3 protein-coding genes are annotated in these 3,510 nt (G+C 62.5%); 2 read left to right on the top strand and 1 reads right to left on the bottom strand.

All coding sequences use genetic code 11. The features are described from left to right. Positions 1-840 (bottom strand): NAD-dependent epimerase/dehydratase family protein (locus tag ENZ75_RS25295; protein WP_128278399.1); only part of this gene is annotated, 840 nt, incomplete at its 3' end. A gap of 722 nt (positions 841-1,562) precedes the next feature. On the opposite strand from ENZ75_RS25295, the gene ENZ75_RS25290 reads away from it, so the two are divergent. Both ENZ75_RS25290 and ENZ75_RS25285 read left to right on the top strand, forming a co-directional pair. Beyond that, positions 1,563-2,336: an NAD kinase gene (locus tag ENZ75_RS25290; protein WP_013531374.1), complete on the top strand. Its 774-nt coding sequence runs from the start codon at positions 1,563-1,565 to the stop codon at positions 2,334-2,336. Between the two features lie 198 nt (positions 2,337-2,534). Beyond that, positions 2,535-3,510: DEAD/DEAH box helicase (locus tag ENZ75_RS25285; RefSeq protein WP_164887987.1), on the top strand; the 976-nt coding region annotated here is incomplete at its 3' end.

Here is a 3,510-nt window from a genome sequence, read left to right as displayed (position 1 = left end):
CGGACGCCGATTTGTCGGATCCTGGGGAGCCGGAGGGTGGTGCTCGATGCGGCTGCCGGGGACAAGCGACCTGACGAATTCCGCGATGCGCAGGACGGAAACCTCGTGATCGTTGCCGATGTTCAGAGGGCCGCGATGCGAGATGCCGTCGCGCCAGAAGTAACGTTCCAGCCCCTCGACGATGTCGTCGACATAACCCCAACTGCGCGATTGGGACCCGTCGCCATAGACCGTCAGCACCCCGGTTGTCAGAGCCTGGATGGCAAAGTTCGAAACGGCGCGTCCGTCGTCGATGCGGGTTCGCGGCCCATATGTGTTGAAAATCCTGACGACGCGAATGTCGAGCCCGACAACCCGCTGCTGTTCGAACAGCAATGCCTCGGTGCAGCGTTTGCTTTCATCATAAGAGGCCCTGGGACCGGTGCAGTCCACCGATCCCCTGTAACTCTCGGGTTGGGGTGAAACCAGGGGGTCGCCATAGACTTCCGAGGTCGAGGCGAAGCAGAAACGGCCGCCGGGCTTGAGCAGCGTCAGAAGATTGAGCGCGCCGCCGATGTTGGCCTTGATCGTGCGTACCGGCTCGCGCATGTACCAAAGCGGCGAAGCCGGCGACGCGAGATGGATGATCTCATCGAAGCGTTGAAGGGATGAAAAGCTTTCGGCATCGGCAATCTGCAGATCGAAACGCGGATCGGCGATATGTGCGACGTTGTCTCGCGTCCCGGTCCAAAGATTGTCGACGACGATCAGCTTTTCCAGATCGCTTCGCCGCAACAGACGGTCGACCAGATGTGAGCCGAGGAAGCCGCAGCCACCAGAAATCAACACGCTGCGCGACATGGAACCCCCTGCTCCAGACACCCGGCCAGTCAACGAGCCGCAGGGCTTGTTTCCCAACAACGGCGGATACGAGGCTACCCAAAAACCTTTCCGCCAATCGGTGCACCCATCTACACCGCCAAGCGCCGCGAGTGCAAACAGCAAGCTTTCACGAGTGGAACGTGCGGCAGCCGACCGGCCTCTGCTTTTAAGGAGAGAAACTGCCGCGCGATGTCGCGCACCGAAGCGGCCGCCAATGCCGCCGGTCGTCCGAAAGGATGATCAGGTTACAGCGCTACAGCGCCCTTTGCGGGCATGGCGCTCCGGCTGCGTCACCACAGCGCGACGCCGTGGGCTGCGGTCGGAAGCTCGTCTCTTCGGACTGGCGCACCAGTTCGGCAAAGAGCAGCGCGAAGCTTCCCAGCATCAGAAAGACAATGATCAGGCGTGTTACCGGCAATATGTCGGCCTCGACTGGCTAGCCCCCACGCCACCCATCCACTGCCGGCTAACATGACCGATCCGGCTTTACGAGACTTTAAGGCCGGTCTTAACCATCACATTCGCGTAGCCTTTGTCATGATACGCGAACGCATGTCCGCATCCGCCGTCCCGCGGTCGCCTCGCCATCCCGGAATGGCATTGCCATCCGGGATGGCGGCTCCGTTTGCAGACCTACCCCGCCCATGCTACCCCGAAATTGGCGCGGCCCTGCCGCTGCCACCGGTCGTCATCGGGGAGCCATGAGCAAAGCCGCCAGCCACATCGCCTTCGTCTCGTCCGACACCGCTGACGCCAAGACGGCGCTGGAAAGCCTGTCGGCGCGCTATGGCCAGTCTTCCGTCGAGGAGGCCGAGATCGTCGTTGCCCTTGGGGGTGACGGCTTCCTGCTGCAGACCCTGCGCGACACGATGGGGACCGGCAAGAAGGTCTACGGCATGAACCGTGGCACCATCGGCTTCCTGATGAACGAGTATCGTTCCGGTGGCCTGACCGAGCGTCTCGAAGCCGCCGTCGCCGAAACCATCCGCCCGCTGGAGATGCTGGCCGTGACCTCGGAAGGCGAAACGATTTCGGCACTGGCTATCAACGAGGTGGCGCTGTGGCGTCAATCGTACCAGACGGCCAAGATCCGCATCACCGTCGACGAACAGGTCCGGCTTGAGGAACTGAACTGCGACGGCGTCATGATCGCAACCCCGGCCGGGTCCACCGCCTACAATCTTTCGGCGCACGGGCCGATCCTGCCGCTCGACGCGCCGCTGCTGGCGCTGACCCCGGTCAGCCCGTTTCGCCCGCGCCGCTGGCGCGGCGCGCTGCTCTCCAACAAAGCGACGGTGCGCTTCGACATCCGCGAGCCGGAAAAGCGGCCGGTGAACGCCGCCGCCGACCATACCGAGGTCAAGGCGGTGACCTCGGTGACGGTGCGAGAATCACCCACGGCGACAGCAACGTTGCTGTTCGATCCCAATCATTCCTGGAACGAGCGTATTCTCGCCGAACAGTTCCGCTATTGAGCCGGCTCTGCGACCGACAGGTCGATTAAGCATCCCGATTAAGGTTACAACTTCACAATCGTGCCATTGCTGCCCGTTTCTGTTGACAAATCGAGGGCTTGCTCCTAATTGCAATACCGATCTTGCAGGCGCGTGGCGCTTGCCGCGACGCCATTAGACGCCGTTGCGCTTCCCCGAACCAGCCAAAGACAACAACACTTGTCCTCAGACACCACGACCGCTCAAGAAGCGTTGACCTTCGCAGACCTCGGCCTGTCGCCGAAGGTCCTTTCCGCAGTCACCGACGCCGGCTACACCCAGCCGACGCCGATCCAGGCTGGTGCGATCCCGCACGCCTTGCTCGGCAAGGATATTTTGGGCATCGCCCAGACCGGCACTGGCAAGACGGCTTCCTTCGTGCTGCCGATGCTGACCCGCCTCGAAAACGGCCGGGCCCGCGCCCGTATGCCGCGCACGCTGATCCTGGAGCCGACGCGCGAACTCGCCGCGCAGGTCGAAGAGAATTTCATCCGATATGGCAAGAACCACAAGCTCAACATCGCGCTCCTGATCGGCGGTGTCTCATTCGACGAACAGAACAAGAAGCTGGAGCGCGGCGTCGACGTGCTGATCGCGACGCCCGGCCGCCTGCTCGATCACCGCGAGCGCGGCAAGCTGTTGCTCAATGGCGTCGAGATCCTCGTCATCGACGAAGCCGACCGCATGCTCGACATGGGCTTCATTCCCGACATCGAGCGCATCTGCGAGATGATCCCGTTCACCAGGCAGACGCTGTTCTTCTCGGCGACGATGCCGCCGGAAATCACCAAGCTGACCGAGAAATTCCTGCATGCGCCGGTGCGCGTCGAGGTCTCGAAGGCCGCGTCCGCCGCCACCAACATCACCCAGCGGCTGGTCAAATCAGGCTCCAAGCCGTGGGACAAGCGCGAGACGCTGCGCAACCTGATCAAGGCCGAAGATGCCGAACTGAAGAACGCCATCATCTTCTGCAACCGCAAGGTCGAAGTGTCGGAACTGTTCCGCTCGCTGCTGAAGTATGATTTCGACGCCGGTGCGCTGCATGGCGACATGGACCAGCGCGCGCGCATGCAGATGCTGGCCAATTTCCGCGACGGCAAGCTGCGCTACCTCGTCGCTTCCGACGTCGCCGCGCGCGGCTTGGACATCCCCGACG

It is taken from the genome of Mesorhizobium sp. M7A.F.Ca.CA.002.04.1.1 (assembly GCF_004022805.1).
Classification (GTDB): Bacteria; Pseudomonadota; Alphaproteobacteria; order Rhizobiales; family Rhizobiaceae; genus Mesorhizobium; species Mesorhizobium ciceri.
Note: the sequence above shows the minus strand (reverse complement) of the source record. Positions and strands in the feature narration are given on the sequence as shown.